Below are 23,228 nucleotides of genomic sequence, written 5' to 3'. Positions count from 1 at the left end.
CGAGGGGTGCCGGGTGGAATTCCGTCAGTTGCGCGTCTTCGAGGCCGTCGTGGCCCACCGGACCGTCACCGGCGCGGCCGTGGCGCTCGGCCTCGCACCCTCCTCGGTGTCCGAGCAGATCCGGACGCTGGAACGGAGCCTGGGCACCGAGCTGTTCGACCGGGCCCCGCGCGGAATGGCCCTCACCGCCGCCGGCGAACGGCTGCTGCCCTGGTCCCGCCGCCTGCTCGACCAGGCCGACCAGGCCCGCCGGGAGGTGGCCACCGCCCGCCCCCGGCTGCGGCTCGGCGCCCTGGAGACCGTCGCGGCGACCCACGTGCCCGCCGTGCTGGCCCGCCTCGCCGAGCGCCGGCCCGACCTGGCGGTCTCACTGCACACCGGCACCGCCCGGGACGGCCTGCTGGGCGGCGTCGCCGCCGGGGCCCTGGAGGCGGCGCTCGTCCTGGACACCGCGGGCCCGCTCGGCGAACTCGGCTTCTACCTGCCGCCCGCCCCGCTCGACCACCTGGACCTGTGCGACGTCCCGCTCTCGCTGGTCGCCGCGCCGGCCCACCCGCTCGGCCGCGCCGGCGGCCTCCACCGCGAGGACCTGCGCGGCCGGCACCTGCTGGTGGACTCCCCCGCCTGCTCCTTCCGGCTCGCCGGGGAGCGCCTGCTCGGCAACGACGTCGAGCGCGTCCGCACCGGCGGTGTCGCCGTCACCCGCGCCTGCGCGGAACAGGGCCTCGGGATCGCCCTGCTCCCCGACTTCGCGGTCCGGGAGCAGCTCGCCTCGGGCACCCTGGTCCGGCTCCCCCTGGAGGTGCCGGGGCTCCGGCTGCGGCTGGTCTGGCGCGCCGACCGCGAGCCCGTCCCCGGCCTGCGCGAGGTCCTCCGCCCCGCCGCCGCGTGACGGCGCCCGACGGGGCGTCCCGCCGCACACGACGGCGCGCCCCGGAACCCCGGGACGCGCCGCCACCGCCGTCGGATCAGCCCTTCGGGCCCGCCGACTGGACGACGTCGAAGGACCAGAGGGTGGAGCCGGAGGCCGCGGGGCGCTTGGGCGCCTCGCCCTCGCCGCCGTTCTGGTGGGCCGACTTCATCGGGCCCTCCATCCAGGCCTGGAAGGACTCCTCGTCACGCCAGCGGGTGTAGACGAGGTAGCTGTCGGTGCCCTCGACCGGGCGGAGCAGCTCGAACCACTCGAAGCCGTCGGAGCCCTCGACCGAACCGGCGCGGGAGGCGAAGCGCTTCTCCAGCACCTCGCGCTGCTCGGCGGGAACGGTCAGTACGTTGATCTTGACTACGCTCATGGCTCCATCCTGCCCCACCGAACAGCGCACGGAACGGAGCGGTGCCCCGAAGCGGTCGGCGGCCCGGAGGCGCACCGCCCGGGCGGCGGCTCAGGCGATCCAGGCCGGGAGGACCCGCTCGGCGTCGCGCGGGGCCATCGCGCAGGCGCCCTCGGGGGTGACGGCGTCGGGGTTGTAGGCGTGGGCCGGGGAGGGGCCGGCGACGACGGCGGTGAAGCCGTCGGCGGTGGTGAACTGCCGGGCGGTGTCGGCCGGGAGGACCAGGGTGTCGCCGGCCGCGACGGTGACCGGGCCCTCGACGAGGTCGACGGTGGCGGAGCCGGTGAGGAGGGTCCAGACCTGCTCGACGTCCATGGCGTGCAGCGGGCCGGTGCCGCCGGCGCGCATGTCGACGCGCCACAGGGCGAGGCCGGTCGAGCCCTGGGTGGGCGAGGCGTAGGTGGTCATGACGGCGTTGGGGGTCTCGGTGCGGCGGGCTTCGGCGTGACGGATGACGGGCATGGCTGAGGAATCCCCCTAAGATGGTCAATGGCGTTGTCTATATGGTCAATGAGGTTGTCTATCGTGTCAAGTGAACCCGCCCCGCCCGGCTTCGAGCTGCCGCTGCGCCTGCTGTCCGCGTTCCGCACGATCATCGACGAGCTGCACGAACGCATCGCCCGCGAGGGCCACCCCGACCTGCGCCCGACGCACGGCTTCGTCTTCCAGGCGATCGGACCGGACGGCACCACCGCCGTCGAGCTCGGCCGCCGCCTCGGCGTCTCCAAGCAGGCCGCCGGCAAGACCGTCGAGCACCTGGAGCAGCTCGGCTACGTCGAACGCGCCGCGGACCCGGCCGACGCCCGCCGCAAGGTGGTCCGCCTCACCGCCCGGGGCGTCGACTGCCTGGTCCGCTCGGCCCGGATCTTCGACGAGCTGCGCGCCGAGTGGTCCGCCGCCCTCGGCGAGGAGCGGCTGCGCGAGCTGGAGGCCGGTCTGCGGCTGCTCGCCCCCGGCGACCCGTTCCGCCTCGACACCGCCCGGTGGTTCGGGGGCCCCTGACGGTCGCCCACCGGCCCGGGCCCTACGCCTCCGGAACGACAGCGCCCGGAACGACCGCGCCTAGAGCGTCCGGCCCTCCGCGAAGTTCGGCGGCTCGGGCTCGACCCGGTCGGGGCGGTCGCGCCGGTCGGCGCAGAGCGCGGAGCTGAGCCGGGTGAGCAGGTCGGCGAGGTCGGCGTACTGCTGCTCGTCCCAGTCGCCGAGCAGTTCGGAGAGCTGGGCGCGCCGGGCGGCGACCAGCTTCAGCGCGGCCTCCTCCCCGGCCTCGGTGAGCCGCAGCGGCAGGCCGCCGGAGCGGGCCGCCAGGCCGCGGCCCTCGACCTCCCGGACCGCCGCCTCCACGACGGCGAACGGGACGACCCGGTGCTCGGCGAGCTCCGCCGGCTCGACCGAGCCGTGGTGGTGGATCTGCAGCAGCAGCCAGCTGGAGGCCGGGAGCAGGTCGAGCCCGGCGGTGGCGGTGATCCGCCGGAAGAGGTCGCGCCGGGCCTCGCGGGTGTTCAGCACCGAGAGGGCCCGGGCGATCTCGTCCAGCGAGGAGCGTTCGACCGGGTTGAGGCCGATGGACTCGCTCAGGTCGGGCGCGGTGACGGTGGAGCGCAGCGGCTGCTCGCGCAGGAACAGCGAGAGCACGAAGGCGACCGCCGTGACGGGCACCGCGTAGAGGAACACCCGGGTGATCGACTCGGCGTACGCGTGGTGGACGCTCTCCTGGACGGCGGCCGGCAGGGCGGTGATCACCCGCGGGTCGGAGGTGATGGCGTCGGGGTCGAAGCCGGGCGGCAGCGGCACACCGGCCAGGGCGTCGGCGAGCCGGTCGCGCAGTCCGCCGGCGAAGACCGTCCCGAAGACGGAGACGCCGAAGGAGGCCCCGATGGAGCGGAAGAACGTGGCGCCGGCGGTGGCCACGCCGAGGTCCTGGTAGCCGACGGAGTTCTGCACGATCAGCACCAGCACCTGCATCACCAGCCCCAGCCCCAGGCCGAAGACCAGGAAGTAGAGGCTCATCTCGGCGGTGCTGCTGTGCTCGTCGAGCCGGGAGAGCAGCAGCAGGCCGACGGTGGTGACGGCCGTACCGGCGATCGGGAAGGCCCGGTAGTGGCCGGTGCGGGCGACGACCTGGCCGGAGCCGATCGAGGTGACCAGCATGCCGAGCACCATCGGCAGCATGTGGATGCCGGACAGGGTGGGCGAGACCCCCATGACGACCTGGAGGAAGGTCGGCAGGTAGGTGAGCGCGCCGAACATCGCGAAGCCGACCACGAAGGAGATCACCGCGACCAGGCTGAACGTCCGGGAGCGGAACAGCCGCAGCGGCAGCACGGGCTCCTCGGCCGTCCGCTCGACCTCGACGAAGGCCAGCAGCAGCACCAGCCCGAGCACCCCGAGGCCGACGACCTGCCAGGAGCTCCAGGCCCAGGTGGTGCCGCCCAGCGAGGTCATGAGCACCAGGCAGGTGGCGACGGCGGCGATCAGCGCGGTGCCGAGGTAGTCGATCCGGTGCCGGCGCCTGACCTCCCGCCCGTGCAGCACCACCGCGATGACCACCAGGGCGACGGCGCCGATCGGCAGGTTGACGTAGAAGACCCAGCGCCAGCTGAGGTGGTCGACGAACAGCCCGCCGAGCAGCGGGCCGAGGACGCTGGTGACGCCGAAGACGGCACCGAACAGGCCCTGGTACTTGCCGCGGTCCCGGGGTGAGACGAGGTCGCCGACGATGGCCTGGGAGAGCACCATCAGACCGCCGCCGCCGAGGCCCTGCAGGGCGCGGAAGGCGATCAGCTCCCCCATGTCCTGCGCCGCTCCGCAGAGGGCGGAGCCCAGCAGGAAGATCACGATGGAGGCCTGGAAGAAGCGCTTCCGGCCGTACATGTCGCCGAGCTTGCCCCACAGCGGGGTGGCGGCGGTGGAGGCCAGCAGGTAGGCGGTGACCACCCAGGAGAGGTGTTCCAGGCCGCCGAGGTCGCTGACGATGGTGGGCAGCGCGGTGGAGACGATGGTCTGGTCGAGGGCGGCGAGCAGCATCGCCAGCAGCAGGGCGCCGATCGGCAGCCACAGGTTGGGGACGGTGACCTCCGGCGGCCCGGGCGCGGGCGCCGGGCCCCGGTCGGACGCGGCGAGCGGGTCCGTCATGGCGTCTCCGTAGGGTCGCGGGCCGGCCGACGCGGCGGTCCGGGCGGATGATCACTCCCAGCTCACCATGCTGTCAGAAATGCCCTGGTTTGCGCCTCGTGGTTGAGCCGAACGTAAGCACGGGGGACATCCGCTCCTCCCCGACCGTTCATCAGGAGCCAACCACCACCAACCGGCACAACACCCCCACCCGGGGTCGGACGCCCCTGTCCACCCTCCGGGACGTCCTGCATAATCAGGCGCGATCGTGGGCCGGGGGGCACCGCGATCGTGAGCCCGGGACCGCCCCGGAGACCACCCGAGTACCGAGGAGGGCCGGCCGATGCCGGACCAGCACTGCCCGACGTGCGGCACCGCACGCTCCACCGGGTGCGGCTGCCTCCCGGACCCGAGCCTCACCGAGACGGCCGTCCTCCCGCACCTGGAGGGCCCGCCGCTGGTCCGCCCCTACGTGGCGCAGGCGGCCGGCCGGCCCACCGACGGGGCCGCCGCGGGATTCCCCGCGGCGGACGCCTTCGCCACCGCACTGCTCCCGCCGGTCGCGCCCCCGGCCGGGCCCGCCGCGCCGGTGGCCCCGCCGCTCGGGCCGGACGCCGACGCCTACGCCACCACCGTGCTGCCGCCGGTGCCCGCCTCCGGGCCGGGCGCCTACGCCGCGGCGGCGCCGCCGCAGGCCCCGCCCGGCGGCGACCTCGGCGTCTTCCCGTTCGAGTACGCGGCGCCGGCGGCGGAGGACCCCGACCGGGCCGGCGGCCGGGCCGCGCGCCGGGCGGCCGAGCAGTCCGCGCAGAACCCGCTCGCCCGGCACAAGCTGGTGCTGGCCGGGGCCGGTGCGGGACTGCTGGCGCTGACCGTCGGCATCGCCTACGCGGTGACGCCCTCGCCCGGGGCGGGCCACCGGCAGGCGCAGCCGCTGCCCACCACCACCCTGGCGCCCGCCCCGGTGGATCCGACCACCCCGGCGGTGCCGACCCCGAGCGCGCAGCCGCCGACCAGCGAGGCGCCGAGCCCGACGCCGACCAGGACGAGCCGGCCGAGTCCGACGAGGACGCCCTCCCCGGTGGCGACCAGTCAGGCCCCGCCGGCCGCTCCCCCGGCCCCGGCCGCCACGCCGACCCCCACGCCCACCCCGACCCCGACGCCGACGACCACCCCGTCGCCGACCGCCACCCCGACGCCGACCGCTACCACCCGGGTGCTGCAGCTCGGGATGTCGGGCCCGGACGTGAAGGACATGCAGCAGCGCCTGTGGGCCGCCGAATGCGGATTCGTCGACAAGTCGATCGTGACCGGCACCTTCGACTACTGGACCCAGTCGGTGCTGACGGACTACCAGAACTACAACCGGATCAAGGGCGAGAAGAACGTCTACGGGCCGAAGACCCGGGCCGCCCTGGAGGCCGACCCGGGCTGCTGACCGGCCGGCGCCCCCGGAACCCGGGCGGCCGTCCGCCGGACGGCGACCAGCCGGGCCGTCCGCCGGAGGGCGACCGCCCGGCCCGTCGCCGGAGAGTGGCCGACCGGGCGTCAGCCGGTGATCGCCTTGACGATGCTGACGCCCGCCAGCACCACCATGATCGACGCCGCGACCCGGATGATCAGCTTCATCGGCACGTGCTTCAGCAGCTTCTGCCCGCCCACGATGGCGACCCCGCCGACCGCGCACAGCGCCAGCCAGGAGCCCAGGCCGACGGCCAGCGGGTCGGCGTACTTGGCCGCCAGGTTGGCGGTCATGATCTGGGTCAGGTCGCCGAACTCGGCCACCGCGACGACCACGAAGCTCGCCCCGGCCACCTTCCAGAAGCTGTTCGAGGAGGGCTCCTTGGCGGCGTGGCCGTCCTCGTCCTCGCCCCCGCCGTGGAACAGCAGCATCGCCGCGCCGGCCAGGAACAGCACGCCGGTGACGCCCTCGACCCAGCGCTGCGGCAGCAGCGAGAGCAGGTGCCCGGCGGCGAGCGCGAGGCCCACCTGCAGGGCGAAGGCGGCGGCGATGCCCGCGAACACGTAGCTCGCGCGGTACTTGGTACCGAGCACCAGGCTGGCCAGGGCGGTCTTGTCCGGCAGTTCGGCCAGGAAGATGATGCCGAAGGTCAACGCGGCAACGGTCAGGCTCATCAGGGGGATTCCCTCGGTCGGGCTGCCCGGCCTCCGCAGCTCCGTCAGGGGACGCCTCGGCCCGACAGCACTGGTCATGGTCACAGCACTGCGGCCGAAGGTCTCGCCGGCACCGACCCGGAGGTACGGGTGCCCCGGGCGCCGGGCCCCGGGGGGCCAGTGTGTCGACGGTCCGGTGGAGGGCTACTCCCCTTCAACGTCGTCAAGGGTACCCGACGTCGCCCGGTGCCCCGGCGGCCACCAGTCCGCGGCCCACCAGTTCCAGCACCACCACGATCGCCACCGACTCCACCGCCAGCAACCCGACCAGCACGAACAGCTGCACCGCCCCCGCCTGGACGGGCGAGGCGCCGCCGAGCAGCATCCCGACGAAGGCCCCGGGCAAGGTGACCAGGCCCACCGTGCGGGTCTGGTCGAGCGCGGGCACCAGCGAGGTCGCGGCGGCGGTGCGGCAGATCTCCAGCCGGGCGTCGCGGTCCTCGAAGCCGAGCGCCAGCGCGGCCTCCACCTCGCCGCGGCGCTGCCGCAGCTCGTCCAGGGCCCGCCGCCCGGCCAGCGAGGTGGCGGTGAGCCCGCCGCCGATCAGGATGCCCGCGACCGGGATGACCGACAGGCCCTTCGGCGGCAGCAGCCCGACGGCCAGCAGCAGGCCCAGGACGGGCAGCACCCCGGCGCCGATCGGGGCGGCCGCCCAGACCCAGCCGGGGCCCGGCGTCATCCGCCGCCCGGCGGTACGCACCGCGACCGTGAACATCAGCAGCACGAAGAGCGCCGACCACCAGAGCGAGCCGACCACCCAGGTGATCACCGCGGCGACGGCGGCCAGCTGCACGACCGCCCGCAGCCCGGCCCGCAGCACCGCGTGCCCGTGCCCGAGCAGGCCCCACCCGGCCACCGCGACGGCGGCCAGCAGCAGGACGGCGGTGACCGCCCCGAGCACCGGGGTGACGGGCAGCAGCTGGCCCCCCTGGGCGGCCAGCGCCACCGGCGTCAGATCCAGCTGGTGAACCACATCCGGTCCTGCCAGGACGACATCGGGATCACCTCCGCCGTGTACAGCGGGTAGAAGAAGGCGAAGCAGCCGACGATGGCGAGCACGATCAGCCCGGCCCCGGCCGCGCCGATCCGGCGGCGCTCGGGGCTGCACCCGGGCGGGCCCAGGATCGCGCCGAGCATCTGGGCGACGGCCAGGCACAGGAACGGCACCAGGACGACCATGTAGAAGGAGAAGACCGTCCGCTCCTGGTACTGGAACCAGGGCAGGTAGATCCCGGCCACCGCGCACAGCACGGCGCCCGAGCGCCAGTCCCGGCGGAAGAACCAGCGCCACAGCAGGTAGACCAGGGCGAAGCAGGCCGTCCACCAGAGCAGCGGGGTGCCGAGGCCGAGGATCTGCGCCGCGCAGCCGCCGGAGTCGGTGCAGCCGCGCTGGCCGTTCGGGACCTGCTCCCAGTACATGGAGACCGGGCGCCCGACCACCAGCCAGCTGAAGGGGTTGGACTGGTAGGTGTGCGGGGTGCTCAGGCCGGTGTTGAAGTCGTACATCTGCGAGTGGTAGTGCCAGAGGCTGCGCAGCGCCGCCGGCACCCAGCTCATCGGCACCTGCGGCAGCGGGACGCCCAGGAAGCGGTCCGGGGACAGGCCGGCGCGCCCGTCGGCCCAGTGCCGGTCGTAGCCGCCCTCGCCGTTGCCGCCGCTGGCGAGCCAGCCGCCCCAGGCGCCGACGTAGACCACCAGGGCGGAACCGACCATGGCGAGGAGGGCGGGGACGGCGTCCCGGCGCAGCATCGAGCGCCACGGGCGGCGGGCACCCGCTCCGCGGCGGCCGGACTGGTCCCACAGGACGGTGAGCAGGCCGAAGGCGGCGAGGATCATCACGCCGTTCCACTTGACCGCGCAGGCCGCGCCGACGAGGACGCCGGCGGCGATCCGCCAGGGCCGCAGGCCCAGCCGGACCCGGTCGGCGTCGGCGACCCCGGCCAGCCGGGCGCGGACGTGGTCGCGGTCGATCAGCAGGCTCCCGAAGGAGGCCAGCACGAAGAACATCTGGATGCCGTCGAGCAGGCCGACCCGGCTCATCACCAGCTGGAGGCCGTCGACGGCCATCAGCAGCGCGGCGGTGCAGCCGATCAGGGTGGAGCCGAAGAGCCGGCGGCCGATCCGGGCGAGCATCAGCACGGTGACGGTGCCGAGCAGCGCGGTCATGAACCGCCATCCGAACGGGTGCAGGCCGAACAGCTGCTCGCCGATCGCCATCACCCACTTGCCGAGCGGCGGGTGCGCGATGAACTCGGGCGAGGGGGTGAGCGGGACGGTCTGCGGGACGGCCAGGATGTCGGTGTTGGCGTGGTCCGGCCAGCTGCCCTCGTAGCCCTGCCGGAGCAGCGACCAGGCGTCCTTGGGGTAGTACGTCTCGTCGAAGACGAAGGCGTTGGGGTAGCCGAGGTTCCAGAACCGCAGCAGGCCGGCGAAGAGCGCGACGGCGATCGGTCCGAGCCAGCCGGCGTGGTCGGCCACCCAGGGGGGCAGCCGGCGCGGGGCCGGTGCGGGGGCGGCGGGGGCCGCTGCCGCCGGGGGGTGCGTGAGCGCCGCTTGCGTCATTGCCTCGCCGATCCGACTGTCTGCTGTGCCCGGGTCCGCCCCGTCGGCCGGGGGCCGGGCGGCCAACAGCCACTGACACTATGTGGCGGTGGTCGCGAAGCCAAGCGCGACGGGCGCCGACCAGGTGACCTGGTCGGCGCCCGTTCGAACGGCTCTGCTACGCGGCGGTCTGCAGCTCCCGGACCGGGGCGACGCGGACCACGGCCGGTGCGGCGTTGTCCTGCTCCGGCGTGAGGTGCGGGCGCAGCCGCAGCGCCAGGGCGACGATCAGCAGCGTGGAGCCCGCCATGGCCGCGAGGTAGAGCGGCCAGGTGCCGGAGCCGACCAGCAGCACGCCGACGGCCGGGCCGACCGCGATCGCGATCTGCTTCACGAGGGCGTAGCCGGCGTTGTAGGTGCCGAGCAGCCGGGCCGGGGCGAGGTCGGCGACGATCGGGCCCATGGTGGGCGCGAGCAGCGACTCACCGACGCCGAACAGCGCGTAGATCGAGACGATCGCGACCGTGGCGGCCATGGTCTCGGTCCGGATCAGGCCGGCGACCAGGGCCATCGTCCAGGCGCCGAGCCAGACCACGCCGGCCGCGGCCATCGCGGTGGTGCGGCGGCGGCGCGCGGTGATCCGCACCACGAACATCTGCAGGACGACGATGGTCAGCGCGTTGGCGCCGATCGCGAAGCCGAGGGTGGAGGGCGCGGTGCCGACGGTGTCGGTGGCGAAGGCCGCGACACCGGACTCGAACTGGCCGTAGCAGGTGAAGAAGATCAGCCCGGCGAGCAGGCAGAGCCGCAGCATCGCCTTGTCGGCGACCAGGGCGCGCAGGCCGGTCGGGCCGTCCGCCTTCCCGTGCAGGACGGTCAGCGGGGCGGCCGGCATCCGGGCGGTGCCGGTGACCAGGGCCAGGCCGAGGAAGGTCGCCGCCTCGATGGTGAACAGCCGGGTGAGGCTGGCCGGGTCGGCGACGTCCACGATCTGCCCGCCGACCAGCGCGCCGATGCCCATGCCCAGGTTGACCAGGGTGAACTGCAGCGCGAAGGCGTGCGAGCGGGTCGCGGCCGTCGAGCAGCGGACGATCATCGTGGCGAGCGCCGGCTGGCAGGTGGTGACGCCCGCGCCGAACAGGAAGGACGCGACCAGCAGCGCCGGGGTGCCGGTGGCGTGGCCGAAGGCGAACGCGCCGGTGGCGGCGAGCGCCGTGCCGGCCAGCAGGACCGGGCGGGGGCCGTACCGGTCGATGCCGCGGCCGGTGAACGGGAGCACGGCGAGCGCGGCCAGCGCGAAGACGGTGAACACCATCCCGGCGGCCAGCGAGCCCAGCCCGCGCACCTGGTCCACGTACACGAACATGTACGGCATCGTGAACCCGCTGCCGAACGCGCTGAGCGCGTTGCCGATCTGGACGCGGCGCAGCGGGCTGCCCGCCCCACGTCGCTGCTGCCTCTGCTGCTTCACCGTGCCGATCACCGTGCACATCCCTTCCTGGCTTCAACTGGATACTCTTAAGTCCAGAAGATTTCAGAGCTAAAGTTTGACGAGATAAAGTCTTAGCACCGGAAGACTGCGGAGTCAAAGGCTTAAGAGATGCACGCCCCCGTGCGACACTGGTCCGCATGACTACGGACAAGCCCGCGCCGGCCACCGACCGGGAGCTCGGCATCGCCGAGCAGGTGGCCGTCTACCAGCGGGAATTCCCCACCGTGGACCCCCAGGTGGAGACCATCGTGCAGACCCTCTCCCGGGTCGCCCGGCGGATGGGCGTGGCCTACGACCGGCAGCTGACTGTGCTGGGGATCACGGCCGCCGAGTGGGAGGTGCTCAAGGCCCTGGTGGTCTCGGGCAGCCCGTACCGGCTCGGACCGGGCGAGCTCGCCAAGCGGCTCGGGCTCACCCCGGCCGCGATGACCCACCGGATCGACCGCATGGTGGCCGAGGACCTGGTCACCCGGGAGCGGGACGAGAGCAACCGAGTGCGGGTGATCATCGAACTGACCGAGAACGGCCGCGACAAGTGGCTGGAGTCGATGCGGATGGCGGCGGTCTTCGAGGAGGAGCTGCTCCAGGACATCACCGGCGAGGAGCGGGCGGTGCTGTCCGGGCTCCTGGCCCGGATGCTGCGGCGGATCGAGGAGAGCCAGCCGGACGCCCTCGGGCGCACCCCCGGCGCGTGGTGCGTCGGTCAGCAGGGACCGTTGTCGGTCCAGACGCCCCACTGGCCGCTCAGGCTCGGGTCGTCGCCCTTGGTCCACCACTTGTTGGTGTAGTAGTGACCCTTCCAGGAGACCTTGGTGCCGCCGGCCGCGTAGGTGGTGCCGGCGTCCCAGCTCGGGGCGGCCGGGCAGCCGGCCGGCGAGGTCGGGGTGCTGGTCGGAGTGCCGGTCGGGGTCGACGTGGGGGTGCTGGTCGGCGTGCCCGTGGGGGTCGGGGTGGCCGTGCCGGTCGGGGTCGGCGTCGGGCTCGGCGCGGCCGGGCAGGACGCGGCGGAGCCGTTGGTGGCGTCGACCATCTTGTCGAACAGCGCGGTCTTGGTGCCCAGGTCGTACAGCGAGAAGGCGAAGGAGCCGCCGAGGCCGTTGCAGTGCGCGTAGTCGGCCTTGGCCTGGATCGAGCGGGCGTCCTCACCGCTCCAGAACGTGGTGCCGTCGTAGAAGTAGGTGGCCTTCGCGTCGTCGTCCCAGAAGGTCTTGGACGGGTTGTCGACGAAGCCGCCGAGCTCCTTGTACATCTGGATGCCGGGGACGTTGCCGGACATCGCCGCACCGGCCGCCGGGTTGGCGGCGGGCTGGAAGAGGCCGTTCTTGCCGTTGTTGGCGACGCCGGTCCAGCCGCGGTAGTAGAACGGGACACCCATGTTGATCTTCTTGGCGGGGAAGCCGCCGGGGATGCCGTAGTCCGCGTCGCCGGCCGTCCAGGCCTTGATGGCGTTGTCGATCGAGTACTTGCCGTGGCCCGGCTTGGCCGGGGTCATCGGGTCGTTCGGGCCGGAGTAGAGCGGGGCCTGGTGGTTCGTCGGGCCCTGGGCGTCCCAGCCGCCGTGCATGTCGTAGGTCATGACGTCGAGGAAGGTGAGGTACTGGCCGACCTTGTCGGTCTCGACGTTCATGATCTTGTCCTGGCCGGCGCCGACCGCGGCGGACAGGGCGTAGGTCTTGTTGTTGGCCTTGCCCTGGGCGTCCAGCTGGTTGCGGAACTCCTGAAGCAGCAGGGTGAAGTTCTGCTTGTCGGCCGGGCTGGAGATGTTGCCGGTGTGGCCGCCGCCGCCCGGGTACTCCCAGTCGATGTCGACGCCGTCGAAGAGGCCGGCCGCCGAGCCCGGGCCGCCGTAGCCGGCGTCCGAGGGGAGGTTGCCCTTGATGAACATGTCGATGCAGGAGGACACCAGGTGCTTGCGCGAGGCGTCGGTGGCGGCGGCCGCCGAGAAGTACTTGGAGTAGGTCCAACCACCCAGCGAGATCAGGACCTTGAGGTTGGGGTTCTTCGCCTTCAGCTTCTTCAGCTGGTTGAAGTTGCCCGCGATCGGCTGGCCCCAGACGTCACCGACGCCGTCGACCGCGATGTCCGGGCCGAAGCTCTTCTGGTAGTCGGCGAACGCGTCGCCGGCGCCGTCACCCGCGTTGGGGTTGTTGTCGTCGGTGCTCGCCGCCTTGGTCGCCTCGAAACAGCCGAGGTCGGTCGGGTGGATGTTGGCGAACGAGTAGATCATGTAGTCCAGCTTCCCGGCGACGCCGGTGTCCTGGATGGTCTTGGGGTAGTACGCGTTCGCGTAGATCGACCACTGGTCGAAGTAGGCGACCTTGATGCCGCCACTGGTGGCGGGCGCGCCGGTGCTGTTGGTGGTCGCGGCGTTGGCCGCGCCGCCGCCGGTCAGCGCGAGGCCCGCGCCGAGCAGCACGGAGGCGGCGGTGCCGGCCGCGATGGCGGCCAGGCTCTTCGGGCGGCGCCGACGGCCGCCCTCCGGAGCCGGGGCCCCGGCCCTTTCAATGCGTGAACGCAGCATGGGTGCGTGACTCCTGGTTGTGGGGGTTCCGTCGCCCGGTGGGCAGCGTCCGGGGTGGGGCCGGACGACCGGGACATGACAGATCAGGGGTGGGGATCGAGCGGGATCAGCGGGATCAGGCCTGACGGACACCGGGATGTGCCGAACCGGCGCCCCCGGCACGAGGCCGGTGACGCCGGTTCAGGGGCTCCCTGCACCTGGGCATTAAAAATGGACTAGACCAACTCCCCCGTCAAGGGGTGATGTTGGGGCTTGAGCCGCGCTTAAGGTTCGGTCGCCCCCGGCCACCCCCGCCGACCTGCGGGTCAGTACCGCACCGCGTTGGCCACCACGGCCTTCACCGTCCCGGACAGGTCCCGGTTGCTGGAGGCGACGGCCTGGGCGGTCTGACCGGCCGCCACGTCCTGGACCGTCACCACGGTCGCGTCCTGCACCTGGCCCGAGTCGTCGGTGAAGTTCACCTGGATCAGGTACCGGTACGACTGCTGCCCGTGGTTGGTGACGGTCAGCGCCGCCTGCGCCTTGCCGCCCGACACGCTCGTCACCCCGTCGACCGTCACGTCGCCCTTGGCGTCCAGCCCGCCCTTGATCCCGGCGATCGCCGAGGAGGCCGAGGCCACCGCCGAGGAGGCCTGCGACCCGGCCGAGGCGAGCGCCGAGGAGACCCGCGCCTCCGCCGAGGCGAGCGCCGACCCGGCGCCGCCGGCCGCCGAGCCCAGCGCCGAGGCCGCGGAGGCCGCGGCCGAGGCGCCCTTCTCCACCGCGGAGACCGCCGAGGAGGCCACGCTGCTCGGGCTGCTGCCGGAGGAGCACCCGGCCAGCACCAGTGCGCCGGCCGCGACGGCGGCCAGCACCCCGGCCGCGGCCCGCTGCCGGCGGTGCGGCGGCCGCCCGCCGGCGCGCGCGTCCGGGCGCTGTGCGGTGACCCTGTGCTGCGTGCCGGTGCGCGGCCCGGACGGGCCCCGGGTGAGCGGCTGGCGGTTCATGCGGTTCCTCGATTCTGCCCGGCGCCGGGCTGCCCGGCACACCTCTGCGCCCACCCTCGGAGCGCCGGACGGGGCCCGCCAGCAGGGCTGGTGCCTCCGGGTGACGCCGCCGGGAGGCACCGGCACCGCCGCCGCGAGGCACCGCCCCACCGGGAGGCACCGCCGCCGGGCCGCTGTCAGGACAGGCCCGAGCCCTCCTGCTCGTCCGCCTCCACCGCGGCGCGCTCCTCGCGCAGCCGCACCACGTGCCGGCGCCGGGCCACCACGCCGTAGGCCCCGGCGGCGCTCGCCACGAAGGCCAGCAGGCCCACCCACGGCCGGTCGAAGGCGTGGCCGCTCAGGTGGTCCAGCGAGTACCGCCCCGGGCCCGCCAGGCCGAGCGCCAGCCCGGTCGCGCCCAGGAAGGCCGGGTACTCGTAGCCGCCGGAGGTCACGAAGAAGCCGGCCGGCGCGTGCACGGCCACCGCGCCCGCCATCGTCCCGGCCACCACCGCCCCGGCCGCCGGGGTGGCGAGTCCGGCCACCAGCAGGGCGCCGCCGCCGGCCTCGCCGACGCCCGCCGCGATCGCGCTCTGCCGGGCCGGATGGAACCCCATGTGCTCCATCGCCGCGGTGGTGCCCTCCAGGCCGCCACCGCCGAACCAGCCGAACAGCTTCTGGGTACCGTGCGCGATCAGCACCCCGCCGACCGCACCGCGCAGGGCCAGCAGGCCCAGGTCCCTACGGTTCAGACACATCTCGGATCCTCGTTTCCGCGCGGGGCCGCCCGCCCGTTGGCGCAGCCTGCCTCCATAGCAACCGAGAGCGCGCACCCGTTCGAGCCGGGACCGCCATCCGGGGGAATCCGGCCGGTTCGCGGAATGAACCGCGGACCGGCCGCATCACGCCCCCGTCGGCCCTCCGCGCGCCGCTCCCGACCGCGCCCGTCCGGGCCGCACCGTCCGCCCCCCGGCCGCCCGGTCCGCGGCCGCCCGATCCGCGTCAGGAGCGGCCCGCACCACGCCGCGCCCGGCCGCGGGGCGTGGCGGAGCTGCCGCGCCGACCGGCGCGGTCATGCTTGGCGCATGTTCGTCTTCAACCTGAGCAGCGCCTTCATCGCCTTCTTCGCCGTGGTCGGCCCGCCGAAGGTCCTGCTGGCCTTCGCCCGGCTGGCCACCACCCGGAGCACCCGGGAGCTGCGGCGGCTGGCGGCGTGGAGCACGGTCATCTCGGCGCTGATCGGCCTGGTGCTCGGCTTCACCGCGGACGAGGTCAGCACGCTGTTCCACATCAGCGACCAGTCGCTGCAGCTCGCGGGCGGGACGATCTTCTTCATCTACGCGGTCGCGCTGGTCTTCGGCCTCCACCTCGGCGCCGACGACGAGGACGCCGAGCACCTGCGGAACCCGCTGGTGGACGGCATCCGCGAACTGCTGCTGCCGTACATCGCCAGCCCGCTCGCGGTCACCGCCGTCCTGGTCGCCTCGCTCGCCAAGGACGACTGGGGCTGGAAGGCCACCGTCGCCGGGGCCTACGTCGCGGTCGTGGTGATCAACTACGTCTGCGTGGCCCTGCTCGCACCGCTGATGCGGCGCACCCACCGCACCTCGCTGGAGGTGCTCTCCCGGCTGCTCGGGCTGCTGCTGGCGGCGGTCGGCGTGGAGCTGTTCCTGAACGGGCTGTCCGGGCTCGGCGTGCACCTGCCCGAGGCGCACTGAGCCCGGCCGCCCGCCCTCGGCCCGTCGTCGGCCCGCCACCCGGCCCGTCGTCAGCCCGCGGTCAGCCTGGCCAGCACCTCGCCGATCCGCTCGCGCACCAGCGGGTCGGCGACCAGTCCGTCCGGGCCGACGGCCTGGCGGTCCAGCGGGATCCTGGCGCAGGCCCCGTCCACGACCGCCGCGCCGGTGTAGCCGAGGACGGTGCGCAGGGTCGCCTCGGCGCCGCCGCCGCGGCCCGGGCCGGCCGCGTTGATCCAGGCCGAGGGCTTGTCCGAGATCTCCGTGCCGCCGACCGTCCAGTCCAGCAGGTTCTTGAAGGAGCCGGGCAGCGTGCCGGCGTACTCGGGGGTGCAGATCAGCAGCGCGTCGGCGGCCGCGACGGCCGCGCGCAGGTCGGCCACCGGCCCGGGCAGCGGGTCGGTGTCGTGGTCGGGGTTGAAGTGCGGCAGCGCGGCCAGCCCTTCGAAGTACGTGGCCCGCACGCCCGCCGTGGCGGCCGCCACGGCGGCGGCGGTGCGCAGCACCGTCTCGTTGGTGGAACCGGCGCGCAGGCTCCCGGACAGCAGCAGGACGTGACGCTCGTTCGACATGCCGAGGAACCTACCGCGCCCCGCCCGGCCCCGGGCCGCCGGACGGGACGCCCTACGGCGCGACCACCGGGCGCCAGGGCACCGGGCTGGAGAGGATCATCGAGCTGGACGGCTGGCCGTAGCCGCCGAGCCGGTCGCAGAGGGCCTCGAATTCGGCCATCGTGGGCACCGCGACCAGCAGGGCGCAGCAGGCCCCGCCGGTGACCCGGTGGAGCTGGAGCACCTCCGGCCAGGCGGCCACCTGCGGGTCGCGCAGCACGCAGCGCGGGCCGTAGCACTGGATCTGGACCAGCGCGGTGATCGGCAGGCCGGCCCGGGTGAGGTCCACGTGGGCGTGGTAGCCGGTGATCACCCCGTCCGCCTCCAGCCGGCGGACCCGTTCGGCCACCGCGGGTGCGGACAGGCTCACCCGGCGCGAGAGTTCGTTGTAGGAGAGCCGGGCGTCGGTCTGCAGCTCGGCCAGCAGGCGGCGGTCCACGGCGTCCACGGCGGCTCCCTGAGTGACTGAAAACGAGTGGTTTTGCGATCGTAAAGCGAATCCGCCGAACGCCTCGCAAACGACAGCCGCGAGACCGGTTGCGGTGTCCGTCGACCATTCAAGCCGGGGGTGGCACCGCCGCACAATGGCCTCCCCGGCGGAACCAGGCCGTCCGCCTGGTCGCCGGTCCGGGCGACGCGCCCGGGTGGATCAGGAGGAATCGGGATGGGGCACGACACGGTGGAGACACCCAACCTGTCGTTCGGTCGGCGTGGGGAACCGGGTCGCGGCACACCGTACTCCCGGTACGTGCGCCTGGAGGAGCTGCACAGCCTGCAGCAGCCGCAGAGCAAGATACCGGCCGAGCTGTCGTTCATCGTCACCACCCAGGTGATGGAGCTGCTGTTCGACCTGGTGCGGCACGAGTGGACGCTCGCCCAGCAGGCGCTGCGCGAGGACGACCTGCCCGCCGCACTGGCCGCCCTGCGGCGCGGCGCCCACGCGCAGAACGTGCTGGTGGAGTCCTGGGACCTGCTGGCCACCATGACCCCGCAGGAGTTCAACGCCTTCCGCCCGGCGTTCGGCGAGGCCTCCGGCTTCCAGTCCTCGGCCTTCCTGCACCTGGAGTTCCTGCTCGGCAACAAGAACCCCGCATTGCTGTCGATGTACGACGGGATGCCGCAGACCCGGGCCGAACTGGACGAGGCGCTGCGCGCGCCCAGCCTGTACGACGACGCGCTGGCCCTGCTGGCCCGCCGGGGGCTGCCGCTGCGCGCGGAGCCCTCCGCGCAGCGCTACCGCCCCTCCGAGGAGGTCGCGGCGGCCTGGCGCCTGGTCTACACCGACCCGGAGCACGCGGCCCTGCAGCCGCTCGGCGAGGCGCTGCTGGACGTCGCCGAGCGGGTCACCCGCTGGCGCCAGCGCCACCTGTCCGCGGTGAAGCGGACGATGGGCGGCAAGCCCGGGTCGGGCGGCTCGAGCGGGCTGACCTGGCTGCGCAAGTCGGCCGAACAGGACGTGTTCCCGGAGCTGTGGACGATCCGGGACGAGCTGTGAACGAGGGGATGGGCATGATCACTCGCGAGGAGTGCGCGGCGCTGGACGGCGTCGACCCGCTGGCGGCGTTCCGCAAGGAGTTCGCCCTGCCGGACGGCGTCGTCTACCTGGACGGGAACTCGCTCGGCGCGCTGCCGGTGCGGACCCCGGAGCGGGTGCGCCAGGTGGTCGAGGAGGAGTGGGGCCGGGAGCTGATCCGCAGCTGGAACGACGCCGGCTGGTTCGAGCAGCCGTACCGGCTCGGGCGCCGGATCGCGCCGCTGGTCGGGGCCGCGCCGCAGGAGGTGGTCGTCTGCGACACCACCTCGGTCAACCTGTTCAAGGTGCTGTCGGCCGCGCTGCGGCTGCGCCCCGGGCGGGGCACGGTGCTGGGCGACGGCGAGGCCTTCCCGACCGACCTGTACATCGCCGAGGGCGTCACCGGGCTGGTCGAGGGCGCGCGCAGCGTGCTGATCAGGCCGGAGGAGCTGGACCGGCACCTGGACGGCGACGTCGCCGCGGTGGTGCTCTCCCACGTGGACTACCGCACCGGCGAGCTGCTGGACCTGCCCGGGATCACCGCCCGGGTGCAGGCCGCGGGCGCGCTGATGATCTGGGACGTCTGCCACTCGGTCGGCGCGGTGCCGGTCGAACTCGGCGCCGCCGGGGCGGACTTCGCGGTCGGCTGCACCTACAAGTACCTGAACTGCGGCCCGGGCTCGCCGGCCTTCCTCTACGTCGCCGAGCGGCACCTGGCGGCCGGTCCGCTGCAGCCGCTGAGCGGCTGGTTCGGCCACGCCCGCCCGTTCGCCTTCGAGCCCGGGTACGAGGCGAAGCCGGGCATCGGCCGGTTCCTCACCAGCTCGCCCTCGCTGCTCGGCCAAGCCGCCCTGGAGGCCAGCCTGGACGTCTGGGAGCGGGCCGACCTCGCCGCCGTGCGGACCAAGAGCCTGGCGCTGACCGACCTGTTCATCGGTCTGGTCGAGGGCCTGGACGGGGTCGAGGTGGCCACCCCGCGCGAGCACGCCCGCCGGGGCAGCCAGGTGGCGCTGCGGCACGCCGACGGCTACCCGGTGGTGCAGGCGCTGATCGAGCGCGGCGTGATCGGCGACTTCCGCGCGCCGGACCTGATGCGCTTCGGCTTCACCCCGCTCTACCTCTCGTACACCGACGTCTGGGACGCGGCCCGGCAGCTGGCCGAGGTGCTGGAGAGCGGCGAGTGGCGGGCGGAGCGGTTCTCCCGCCGGGGCGAGGTGACCTGAGCCCGGGGGCGGAGGGCGTTCCTTGCCGTTAATAATGCCCAGCATTAAAGTTGCGGGCATGGCAAGGACGTCGGCGGGCCACGAGACCCGCGAGAGGCTGCTGCGGGCGGCGGAGGAACTCTTCGCCACCCGCGGCGTGGAAGCCGCACTGACCAGGGACATCACCCGACTGGCGGGGCAGAGCAACCCGTCCGCCGTGCAGTACCACTTCGGCTCCCGCGAGGGCCTGCTCGACGCGATCATGGCCGGCCGCCAGGAACGCGCCGAGCAGGCCCTCGCGCCGCGTCTGCCCGCACTCGCGGACGCGGACCTGACCGGACTGCTCGGCGCCCTCGTCGCGGCCGAGGCCACCGAACTGCGCACCGAACGGGGCCGGCACTGCCTGCGGATCTCCGCCCAGGTCAGCCGCAGCAACGGGGTCCGCACCCGGACCCCGCACCCCACCCTCGCCGGCGGCGGCTACTGGCGGCTGATCGGACTGGTGGAGGAGCGGGTCCGCACCCTGCCGGAACCCGTCCGGCTGGAGCGGATCGACCTGACGCTGACGCTGGTCGGCGCGGCGCTGGCCGACCGGGCGCGGCAGTACGCCGCCGGGGCCGCCCCCCTGACCGACGAGGAGACCTTCCTGGCCGACCTGGTGACGGTGTCCGTCGCCATGCTCTCCGCCCCCACCCCCCAGAGGAGCACGACGTGAACGACCTGACCGGCAGGACCGTCATCATCACCGGAGGCGCCCGTGGCCTGGGTGCCGAGGCCGCCCGGCTCGCGGTCGCGGCCGGCGGCAACGTGGTGATCACCGACGTCCTGGCCGAGGACGGCGGGGCCGTCGCCGCCGAACTCGGCGAGCGGGCGAGGTTCGTCCGGCACGACGTGACCTCGGAGGAGGACTGGCAGCGCGTGGTGGACCACGCGGTGACGGAGTTCGGCGCCGTGCACGGCCTGGTCAACAACGCCGGGATCTCCACCGGCTCCCTGCTGGCGGAGGAGAGCGTCGAGCACTTCCGCAGGGTCGTCGAGGTCAACCTCACCGGCGTGTTCATCGGCATGCGGACCGTCGTCCCGGCGATGCGCGCGGCCGGCGGCGGCTCGATCGTCAACATCTCCTCGGCCGCCGGCCTGATGGGCCTGGCGCTGACCGCCGGCTACGGCGCCTCCAAGTGGGGCGTCCGCGGCCTCAGCAAGATCGGTGCGGTCGAGCTGGGCGCCGAGCGGATCCGGGTCAACTCGGTGCACCCGGGCATGACCTACACCCCGATGACGGCCGCGGTCGGCATCCGGCGCGGCGAGGGCAACTACCCCAACACCCCGATGGCCCGGGTCGGCGAGGCGCCCGAGATCGCCACCGCCGTGGTCTACCTGCTCTCCGACGACGCCTCCTACGTCACCGGCGCCGAGCTCGCGGTGGACGGCGGCTGGACCACCGGCCCGACCGTCCGGTACGTCATGGGACAGTGACACACGTCATGTCCAGGTAAAGTTCGACGCCCATCATCCTTGGGAAGCCTCCCGGTTGACCGTCCGTCAGCACCAAGGGAGGTTTGCGTGAACTTCGAACTCGGACCGCTCAAGCCCGAACCTTTCATGCTGGCCCTCGGGCTGGCCCTGTTCTTCCTGGTCCTGTGGATCCTCGGCCACGGCCTGTTCCCCCGCATCGAACGGATCATGGCGGAACGCTGGGAGGCCACCGAGGGCCGCACCCTGCGGGCGGAGGCCGTCCGGGCCGAGGCCGAGGCCGCCCGCGACGCCGGCCGGCACGAGCTGGCCCGGGCCCGGCTCCGGGCGGCGCGGATACGCCAGGAGTACGCCGAACGGGGTGCGGCCGCCGTCACCGCGGCCCGCGAGGAGGCGACCCGGGAACGCAGCCGACTGGTCACCGCCGCGCACGCGCGGATCGCCGCCGACCAGACCGAGGTGACGAACCGGCTGCGCAGGGACGTGGGCGAGCTCGCCGTCGCGCTGGCCGGCCGGGTGGTCGGCGAACCGGTGCACGGCGTCGCCGCCGACCGCCGCACGGTGGACCGCTTCTTCGGCTCGCTCTGAGCCGGGGCGGCTCCGCGCCGGGCCGGGCCGAGCCGGGGCAACCCTGAGCCGGGCCCGATCCGAGCCGGGGCGACCCCGAGCCGGGCCCGATCCGAGCCCTGCCCTTGCTGAGCCCGGCCGGCCGCGGGCCCGTCGTCCCGCCACGCCGGGCGCCGGCCCGTCGGCGATTCAGGCCCGCGAGGCGGCGGGAACCACCGTCAGCTCCGCCACGAGCCGGCGGTAGACGTCGAAGGCCGGCTTGCGGGAGTAGTCGTCGCGCAGCAGCCCGAAGTGGTGGAACAGCCCCGCGCCGGCGCTGTCGGCGTCCCGCAGGCCGAAGAACGCGTAACCGCTGACGGCGAGTTCGGCGGCGAGGCCGGCCACCGTGCGGACCACCTCCTCGACCACCTCGGCCTGCCGCGCCTCGTCGCGCCCCGGGCCGGTGGGCCAGCCGTGCTCGCAGATCCGCATCGGCACCGAGGCCGCGATGCCGGCCCGGGCGGCGTCCCGCCGGAAGCCCGCGAGCACGGCCCGCACCCCGTCGGCGAGCCGGTCCGGCGGCAGCGGACGGAAGACGTCCGGGAAGAAGTCCAGGCCGACGTAGTCCAGCGCGCGGTGGAAGCGCTCGTCGGCGAGGCGTCCGAGCTCCGGCCAGAAGGTGTCGGCCGGGTCGAAGACCGGCACCGCGTTGAAGCCGACCGCCAGGTCGTACCCGTGTGCCAGCGCCTCCTCCTTGGCGGCGACCACTCCCTCCACCAGCGCCCGGCGCACGCCCGGGACGCTGCCGTCCAGGACGGGCAGGTCGGCGTTGGGCTCCTCGCAGATCTGCAGCAGGGCGATCCGCCCGCCGTCGGTCCGGACGGTGTGCCGGACGAAGTCCAGCCAGCCCGCCGACTCCCCGCTGCGCTCGCGGTACTGGAGCACCAGGTCGAGCCGCCGGCCCTGCCCGGCGTACTGCTCGGGCCGCTCCGGGGTGTGCTCCCCGGTGGGGTACGAGCGGTAGGCGCGGACGAGGAACTCGGGCGCGTCGCCCTGGAGTTCGCTCAGGGCGGCGGCGATCAGGGCGGGGTCGTCGGGGCGGACGGGCTCGATCACCGAGGTTTCGTCGCCGAGCAGGCCGCCGGGATAGATGCCGAAGGTGAAGGTCATGCCGTCACCGTACCCGATATTTTTGGTGTCACTGCAAATTTACTGTGACACCATGATTCGCCCGTAGGATGCCGCCATGGGACTTCGCGAACTCAAGAAGCAGCAGACCCGGGAGCTCCTGTCGGGCACCGCCATGGTCCTGTTCGCCGAGCACGGGTTCGACCGGGTCACGGTGGTCGAGGTGGCCCGGGCGGCCGGGGTCTCCCCCAACACCGTGTTCAACTACTTCCCGACCAAGGAGGACCTCTTCTTCGACCGGCAGGACGAGGTGGTCGCCCACCTGGCCGGAGTGGTCCGGCGGCGGCCCCCGGGCAGCTCCGCGGTCGACGCCGTCCGGGCCGACCTGCTGGCCGCGGTCGAGGCCGGCGAACCGACGGTCGGACTGGACCCCGGCATGACCGCCTTCTGGCGGATCGTCGCGGACAGCCCGGCCCTGCGCGCCCGGCTGCTGGAACTCGGCGAGCGCTCCGAGGCCGCGCTGGCCGAGGTGCTGGCCGAGGAGTCGGCCGCCGCCCCGGCCGACCCGCTCCCCCGGATCGTGGCCGGCGCCGTCGCCGGGGCCCACCGCGCGGTGCTCGGAGAGATCCGCCGGGCGGTGGTGGCCGGGGAACCGGTCGAAGCGGTGCGCACCCGCGCCCGGGAGGCGGTGGAACGGGCCTTCGGCCTGCTGGCCGCCGGGCTCGCCGACTACCCGCGGCGGCACTGACCGCCGCCCGTCCCGTTCGCCATCTCCCCCCCCCGTGACCGCGACCGGACCCGGGGGCGGCCGCGTGTCCGGCCCCGGCCCCGGCCGCGTGTCCGGCCGGGCACAGGGACGGCACGGCACAGGCCGCCCGGT

Annotated in this window: 24 protein-coding genes; 11 read left to right on the top strand and 13 right to left on the bottom strand. The window is 74.0% G+C overall.

Annotated features, from left to right (window positions below; translation table 11 throughout):
* Window positions 1-13 precede the first annotated feature (13 nt).
* Entirely contained in the window at window positions 14-892 is an 879-nt protein-coding gene (locus tag ACIA8Q_RS06395) for a LysR family transcriptional regulator (protein WP_396316834.1), read from the top strand.
* 76 nt (window positions 893-968) lie between these two features.
* Here ACIA8Q_RS06395 and ACIA8Q_RS06390 read toward each other — a convergent pair whose 3' ends face one another.
* Together ACIA8Q_RS06390 and ACIA8Q_RS06385 are read right to left on the bottom strand one after the other, a co-directional pair.
* Window positions 969-1,292, bottom strand: a complete 324-nt coding sequence (locus ACIA8Q_RS06390; protein ID WP_360214510.1) for an antibiotic biosynthesis monooxygenase — start codon at window positions 1,290-1,292, stop codon at window positions 969-971.
* 90 nt (window positions 1,293-1,382) lie between these two features.
* Window positions 1,383-1,793, bottom strand: a complete 411-nt coding sequence (locus ACIA8Q_RS06385; protein WP_387898141.1) for a cupin domain-containing protein — start codon at window positions 1,791-1,793, stop codon at window positions 1,383-1,385.
* Between the two features lie 63 nt (window positions 1,794-1,856).
* On the opposite strand from ACIA8Q_RS06385, the gene ACIA8Q_RS06380 reads away from it, so the two are divergent.
* A complete protein-coding gene (locus ACIA8Q_RS06380; RefSeq protein ID WP_360214506.1) occupies window positions 1,857-2,333 on the top strand; it encodes a MarR family winged helix-turn-helix transcriptional regulator in 477 nt (158 codons plus the stop codon).
* 60 nt (window positions 2,334-2,393) lie between these two features.
* On the opposite strand, the gene ACIA8Q_RS06375 is transcribed toward ACIA8Q_RS06380, so the two are convergent.
* Entirely contained in the window at window positions 2,394-4,466 is a 2,073-nt protein-coding gene (locus tag ACIA8Q_RS06375; protein ID WP_396316833.1) for an MFS transporter, read from the bottom strand.
* A gap of 322 nt (window positions 4,467-4,788) precedes the next feature.
* On the opposite strand from ACIA8Q_RS06375, the gene ACIA8Q_RS06370 reads away from it, so the two are divergent.
* A complete protein-coding gene (locus ACIA8Q_RS06370) occupies window positions 4,789-5,883 on the top strand; it encodes a hypothetical protein (protein WP_360214504.1) in 1,095 nt (364 codons plus the stop codon).
* Between the two features lie 110 nt (window positions 5,884-5,993).
* On the opposite strand, the gene ACIA8Q_RS06365 is transcribed toward ACIA8Q_RS06370, so the two are convergent.
* The 4 genes from ACIA8Q_RS06365 to ACIA8Q_RS06350 form a co-directional block, all read right to left on the bottom strand.
* Entirely contained in the window at window positions 5,994-6,584 is a 591-nt protein-coding gene (locus ACIA8Q_RS06365; RefSeq protein WP_360214628.1) for a TMEM165/GDT1 family protein, read from the bottom strand.
* Between the two features lie 199 nt (window positions 6,585-6,783).
* Window positions 6,784-7,593 (bottom strand): ABC transporter permease, encoded by an 810-nt coding sequence (locus ACIA8Q_RS06360; protein WP_360214502.1) that lies wholly within the window; start codon window positions 7,591-7,593, stop codon window positions 6,784-6,786.
* Window positions 7,572-9,182: a dolichyl-phosphate-mannose--protein mannosyltransferase gene (locus ACIA8Q_RS06355; protein ID WP_396316832.1), complete on the bottom strand. Its 1,611-nt coding sequence runs from the start codon at window positions 9,180-9,182 to the stop codon at window positions 7,572-7,574. The genes ACIA8Q_RS06360 and ACIA8Q_RS06355 overlap by 22 nt, the downstream gene beginning before the upstream one ends.
* Before the next feature lie 157 nt (window positions 9,183-9,339).
* Entirely contained in the window at window positions 9,340-10,632 is a 1,293-nt protein-coding gene (locus ACIA8Q_RS06350; protein ID WP_360214498.1) for an MFS transporter, read from the bottom strand.
* 158 nt (window positions 10,633-10,790) lie between these two features.
* On the opposite strand from ACIA8Q_RS06350, the gene ACIA8Q_RS06345 reads away from it, so the two are divergent.
* Window positions 10,791-11,441: a MarR family winged helix-turn-helix transcriptional regulator gene (locus ACIA8Q_RS06345; RefSeq protein WP_396316831.1), complete on the top strand. Its 651-nt coding sequence runs from the start codon at window positions 10,791-10,793 to the stop codon at window positions 11,439-11,441.
* Here the strand turns inward: ACIA8Q_RS06345 and ACIA8Q_RS06340 are convergent.
* The 3 genes from ACIA8Q_RS06340 to ACIA8Q_RS06330 all read right to left on the bottom strand — a co-directional run bounded on the left by ACIA8Q_RS06340 (window position 11,357) and on the right by ACIA8Q_RS06330 (window position 14,897).
* Window positions 11,357-13,174 (bottom strand): glycosyl hydrolase family 18 protein, encoded by a 1,818-nt coding sequence (locus tag ACIA8Q_RS06340; RefSeq protein WP_360220566.1) that lies wholly within the window; start codon window positions 13,172-13,174, stop codon window positions 11,357-11,359. The two genes, ACIA8Q_RS06345 and ACIA8Q_RS06340, sit on opposite strands and share 85 nt — an antisense overlap.
* Before the next feature lie 305 nt (window positions 13,175-13,479).
* Window positions 13,480-14,160, bottom strand: a complete 681-nt coding sequence (locus ACIA8Q_RS06335; protein ID WP_360220563.1) for a hypothetical protein — start codon at window positions 14,158-14,160, stop codon at window positions 13,480-13,482.
* A 176-nt stretch (window positions 14,161-14,336) separates the two neighbouring features.
* Window positions 14,337-14,897: a DoxX family protein gene (locus ACIA8Q_RS06330; protein WP_360220560.1), complete on the bottom strand. Its 561-nt coding sequence runs from the start codon at window positions 14,895-14,897 to the stop codon at window positions 14,337-14,339.
* Window positions 14,898-15,224: 327 nt separating this feature from the next.
* Between ACIA8Q_RS06330 and ACIA8Q_RS06325 the strand changes: the two genes are divergently transcribed.
* Window positions 15,225-15,857: a MarC family protein gene (locus ACIA8Q_RS06325; protein WP_360220558.1), complete on the top strand. Its 633-nt coding sequence runs from the start codon at window positions 15,225-15,227 to the stop codon at window positions 15,855-15,857.
* 50 nt (window positions 15,858-15,907) lie between these two features.
* Here the strand turns inward: ACIA8Q_RS06325 and ACIA8Q_RS06320 are convergent, their stop codons facing one another.
* Window positions 15,908-16,447 (bottom strand): NAD(P)H-dependent oxidoreductase, encoded by a 540-nt coding sequence (locus ACIA8Q_RS06320; RefSeq protein WP_360220555.1) that lies wholly within the window; start codon window positions 16,445-16,447, stop codon window positions 15,908-15,910.
* A gap of 52 nt (window positions 16,448-16,499) precedes the next feature.
* The gene (locus ACIA8Q_RS06315; RefSeq protein ID WP_360220552.1) at window positions 16,500-16,934 is read right to left on the bottom strand and encodes an Lrp/AsnC family transcriptional regulator; all 435 of its coding nucleotides are present in this window, start codon (window positions 16,932-16,934) and stop codon (window positions 16,500-16,502) included.
* A gap of 300 nt (window positions 16,935-17,234) precedes the next feature.
* Here ACIA8Q_RS06315 and ACIA8Q_RS06310 point away from each other — a divergent pair, with 300 nt between their 5' ends.
* The 5 genes from ACIA8Q_RS06310 (at window position 17,235) to ACIA8Q_RS06290 (ending at window position 21,262) form a co-directional block, all read left to right on the top strand.
* On the top strand, window positions 17,235-17,981 hold the full coding sequence (locus ACIA8Q_RS06310; RefSeq protein WP_396316830.1) for a tryptophan 2,3-dioxygenase: 747 nt from the start codon (window positions 17,235-17,237) through the stop codon (window positions 17,979-17,981).
* 8 nt (window positions 17,982-17,989) lie between these two features.
* Window positions 17,990-19,222: a kynureninase gene (kynU, locus tag ACIA8Q_RS06305; protein WP_396316829.1), complete on the top strand. Its 1,233-nt coding sequence runs from the start codon at window positions 17,990-17,992 to the stop codon at window positions 19,220-19,222.
* A 58-nt stretch (window positions 19,223-19,280) separates the two neighbouring features.
* Window positions 19,281-19,916: a TetR family transcriptional regulator gene (locus tag ACIA8Q_RS06300; protein WP_396316828.1), complete on the top strand. Its 636-nt coding sequence runs from the start codon at window positions 19,281-19,283 to the stop codon at window positions 19,914-19,916.
* A complete protein-coding gene (locus tag ACIA8Q_RS06295) occupies window positions 19,913-20,677 on the top strand; it encodes a glucose 1-dehydrogenase (RefSeq protein ID WP_396316827.1) in 765 nt (254 codons plus the stop codon). Before ACIA8Q_RS06300 ends, ACIA8Q_RS06295 begins: the two co-directional genes overlap by 4 nt.
* 87 nt (window positions 20,678-20,764) lie before the next feature.
* Entirely contained in the window at window positions 20,765-21,262 is a 498-nt protein-coding gene (locus ACIA8Q_RS06290; protein ID WP_387898118.1) for a hypothetical protein, read from the top strand.
* A 168-nt stretch (window positions 21,263-21,430) separates the two neighbouring features.
* Here ACIA8Q_RS06290 and ACIA8Q_RS06285 read toward each other — a convergent pair whose 3' ends face one another.
* Complete coding sequence (locus ACIA8Q_RS06285; RefSeq protein WP_396316826.1) at window positions 21,431-22,390, bottom strand: hypothetical protein; 960 nt, start codon at window positions 22,388-22,390, stop codon at window positions 21,431-21,433.
* Between the two features lie 76 nt (window positions 22,391-22,466).
* Between ACIA8Q_RS06285 and ACIA8Q_RS06280 the strand changes: the two genes are divergently transcribed.
* Window positions 22,467-23,096, top strand: a complete 630-nt coding sequence (locus ACIA8Q_RS06280; RefSeq protein WP_396316825.1) for a TetR family transcriptional regulator — start codon at window positions 22,467-22,469, stop codon at window positions 23,094-23,096.
* Window positions 23,097-23,228 lie beyond the last annotated feature (132 nt).

Origin of the sequence: Kitasatospora sp. NPDC051705, from assembly GCF_044453265.1 — a bacterium.
In the GTDB taxonomy this organism is placed as follows: Bacteria; Actinomycetota; Actinomycetes; order Streptomycetales; family Streptomycetaceae; genus Kitasatospora.
The sequence above is the reverse complement of the archived record's forward strand: the minus strand, read 5'-3'. Positions and strand labels throughout refer to the sequence as shown.